Source organism: Mycobacterium sp. TH-M116, assembly GCF_057473685.1.
Genome location: NZ_JBYCLC010000342.1, coordinates 1 through 2,878 on the forward strand (window position 1 = coordinate 1; position 2,878 = coordinate 2,878).

Annotated in this window: 3 protein-coding genes and 1 pseudogene; 1 reads left to right on the plus strand and 3 read right to left on the minus strand. The window is 70.7% G+C overall.

Annotation, left to right across the window (positions count from 1 at the left end):
- The 3 genes and pseudogenes from AC2VOK_RS17580 to dacB all read right to left on the minus strand — a co-directional run.
- Positions 1-164, minus strand: a pseudogene (locus tag AC2VOK_RS17580) (tRNA lysidine(34) synthetase TilS); the annotation flags it as partial.
- Positions 143-1,195: a zinc-dependent metalloprotease gene (locus AC2VOK_RS17585; RefSeq protein ID WP_428901612.1), complete on the minus strand. Its 1,053-nt coding sequence runs from the start codon at positions 1,193-1,195 to the stop codon at positions 143-145. The gene AC2VOK_RS17585 and the pseudogene AC2VOK_RS17580, both read right to left, overlap by 22 nt.
- On the minus strand, positions 1,183-2,571 hold the full coding sequence (dacB, locus tag AC2VOK_RS17590; RefSeq protein ID WP_428901614.1) for a D-alanyl-D-alanine carboxypeptidase/D-alanyl-D-alanine endopeptidase: 1,389 nt from the start codon (positions 2,569-2,571) through the stop codon (positions 1,183-1,185). The genes AC2VOK_RS17585 and dacB overlap by 13 nt, the downstream gene beginning before the upstream one ends.
- A 119-nt stretch (positions 2,572-2,690) precedes the next feature.
- Here dacB and AC2VOK_RS17595 point away from each other — a divergent pair.
- A partial coding sequence (locus tag AC2VOK_RS17595) for an inorganic diphosphatase (RefSeq protein WP_428901613.1) occupies positions 2,691-2,878 on the plus strand: 188 nt, incomplete at its 3' end.

A 2,878-nucleotide genomic window follows, 5' to 3' on the forward strand; every position in this document is an offset into this window, starting at 1 on the left:
GTGGGCCGCAGCTGCGCGGCGATGGCGGTGAGCGCCAGCGAGTCCGGGCCACCGGACAGCGCCACACACCAACGCCCGCCGCCGGCGGGCTCGCTGGGCAGATAGGCGGCGGCGAACGCCTCGACGGCGGCGCGCAGCTGCGCTACAGGACCCTGTCGATCCATCGCCGAGGCTCGTCGATCTCAGCCGGCAGCGGCAACGTGTCGGGCCCTGACCACACGGTGTTGAACCGCCGCATTCCGACCCGACCCACCACATGGTCCACGAACACCTTGCCGCGGGTGTACTGACTGAGTTTGGCGTCAAGCCCCAGCAGGGCGCGCAGCACCCGCTGCAGCGGCGGCTGCCTGCGGTGGCGGCGCTCGTCGAAGCGGCGGCGGATGGTCGCCACCGACGGGACCACCACCGGCCCGACGGCGTCCATCACATGGTCGGCATGGCCCTCCAGTAGCGTCCCCAGCACCAGCAACCTGTCCAAGGCCTCGCGTTGCGGCTCGGACTGCACGGCCCGCACCAGGCCCAGAATCCCCGACGATCCGGCATCGGCGCCCGCACCGCGGCTGCGCACGTAGTCGGCCAGCCGGGCGGTGAGCTGCCCGATGTCGTCGCCGGCGCCCTGGGTCAGCTCCCCGAGAGCCCCGGACATGTAATCGGCCAGCCAGGGGTTGGCCGTGAACTGCACGCGATGAGTCACCTCGTGCAGGCAAACCCACAGCCGGAAGTCCGATGGGTCGATTCGCAGCTGCCGCTCGACGGCGATCACGTTCGGATAGACGAGCAGCAGGCAGCCCTCCTTGGCTGCCGCGAACGGATCGTACTGCCCGAGGATTCCCGAGGAGACGAACGCGAGCACCGCGCCCGTCTGCGCACCGGTGACGCGGCCGGTGAGAAAACCCCGCGGCTTTTCCGTCCCGTTGGTCATCACCCGCATCGACTCGGCCGCGGCCCGAACCCACGCCGGGCGGTCGACGATGCGGGCTGCCGGCACCGATCCGTTGGTGGCCAGGCCCGTGACGTCGCGCACCGGCGGTTCGGCTTTGGCGGCCGCGCCCGTCAGCTCATCGACCACCTGGCGGCGGGTGTACTCGCTGAACGGCGGGCCCGGCCGCGCCAGCCGCTGCCCGACGGTGGCCGCAAAACCCCAGTCGACGGCCGTCCCCAGCGTCAGGTCGGGCCCCGCGGTCACGTCGCGCATCCGCAGAACCACAGCTTGGCCGCCAGCGCGTCCATCGCGTTGCGGCCGTTGAGGCCCGCATCGTTGGACAGGAACGCGAAGGTGAGGACTCGTCCGCTGCGGTCGGTGACCACCCCGGCCAGCGAGTTGACGCCGGTCAGCGAGCCGGTTTTGGCGCGCAGCCAGCCGGCGGGGCCCTGGTTGCTCGCCGAGTCGAGAAAACGATCGCCCAGCGTCCCGCTGCCGGCGGCGACCGGCAGCAGATCCAGCAGCGCCCGCAGCCCGGGCTGGTCCGGCCCCGCGGCCGCCTGCACCGTGCCGTCGAGCGTCTTGGCCGTCAAGCGGTCCTCGACCGAGAGCCCACTGGAATCCAGCAGCGTGGCGCCGGCGGTGTCGACGTGCGCGCCGCTGAGGCGGTTGGTCACCGCGTCGACAGCTCCGGCGAAGCTGCGCGGCCGGTTGATGGCGCCTGCCACCTCGCGCCCGATGCATTCGGCCAGGACGTTGTCGGAGTGCTCCATCATCTGCGAGAGCCGCTCGATCAGCGGTGCCGACTGCACGACGGCCAACTGCCGCGCCCCCGACGGCGCCGTGGCGATCGTCACGGCACCGGGATCGAGGCCCAGGGCCTTGGCCAGTTCCCGACCGGCGTCGAGAGCCGGTGTGCGCGACCGTCTCGAGTTCACCGTGGTGGGCTGGATGCGCCCGGCGTCGATCATCACCGGCTCGATCGGCGCGATGTCGCCGTTGTCGACGTCGGCCGGGTCCCAGCCCTGCGCCAGCGTCGGGCCGCTGTAGGCCGAGGTGTCCACCTGCACCGTGGTCGGTGTCACGCCGCCACGACGGATCTGTTCGGCGAGGTCGCTGATGCGTGCCGAGTCCTTGTACCAGGTCTCCACATCCGGCGGCGCGGCCGACAGCAGCGGGTCCCCGGCACCGACCAGCACGACCGGCCCCTGCGCGTTCTGGCCACCGGCCACCACCCGCGTGTCGATCCGGGCCTGCCGGTCCAGCGTCAGCAGCGCCGCGGCCGCGGTCAGGATCTTGTTGGTCGAGGCAGGCACCAGCGGCAGGTCATCGGCCACCTGCCAGAGCTCCGTGCCGGTCAAGGCATCGGTGACGCGCCCACCCAGCCTGCCGAGGTTAGGATCGCCGGCCAGGGCCGTCAATGCCGCCGCCATGCCCGCGGCGCTGGGCATCTCGGCGGTGTCGCCGACCGGCATCAGCCCCGGCGTCACCGTCGGCGGTCGCGGCGGCGCGACGGTGGCCCGTGCGCCGCCGGCACGGTGCCCGCTGCTGGTGAGGAACGTTGCTGCCCCGACCACGGCGGCCACGAACACCAGCACGACCAACCCGATCAACACGTGGGTCGATTTTTGCCAGCGAGTAGGGCCCATCACTCTCCTGATTGTCTGACCCCATTGTGCCGAACGGGTCGGCCAACGCATCGAATAGGGTAGATGCGTAACAGGGCGGAACCAGACAAAGCACAACGAGACAAAGGAGCCACAGCACGGTGGAATTCAATGTGACGATCGAAATCCCGAAGGGACAACGCAACAAGTACGAGGTCGACCACGAGACGGGGCGGCTGAAGCTGGACCGTTACCTCTACACCTCGATGGGCTACCCGACCGATTACGGCTTCATCGACGACACCCTCGGCGAGGACGGCGACCCGCTGGACGCGATGGTCCTGTTGCC

What these genes read in the sequence shown, in the direction of transcription:
- AC2VOK_RS17585 (WP_428901612.1), bottom strand. Translation starts at nt 1,195, where the DNA reads ATGCGCGACGTGACCGCGGGGCCCGACCTGACGCTGGGGACGGCCGTC.
- dacB (WP_428901614.1), bottom strand. Translation starts at nt 2,571, where the DNA reads ATGGGCCCTACTCGCTGGCAAAAATCGACCCACGTGTTGATCGGGTTG.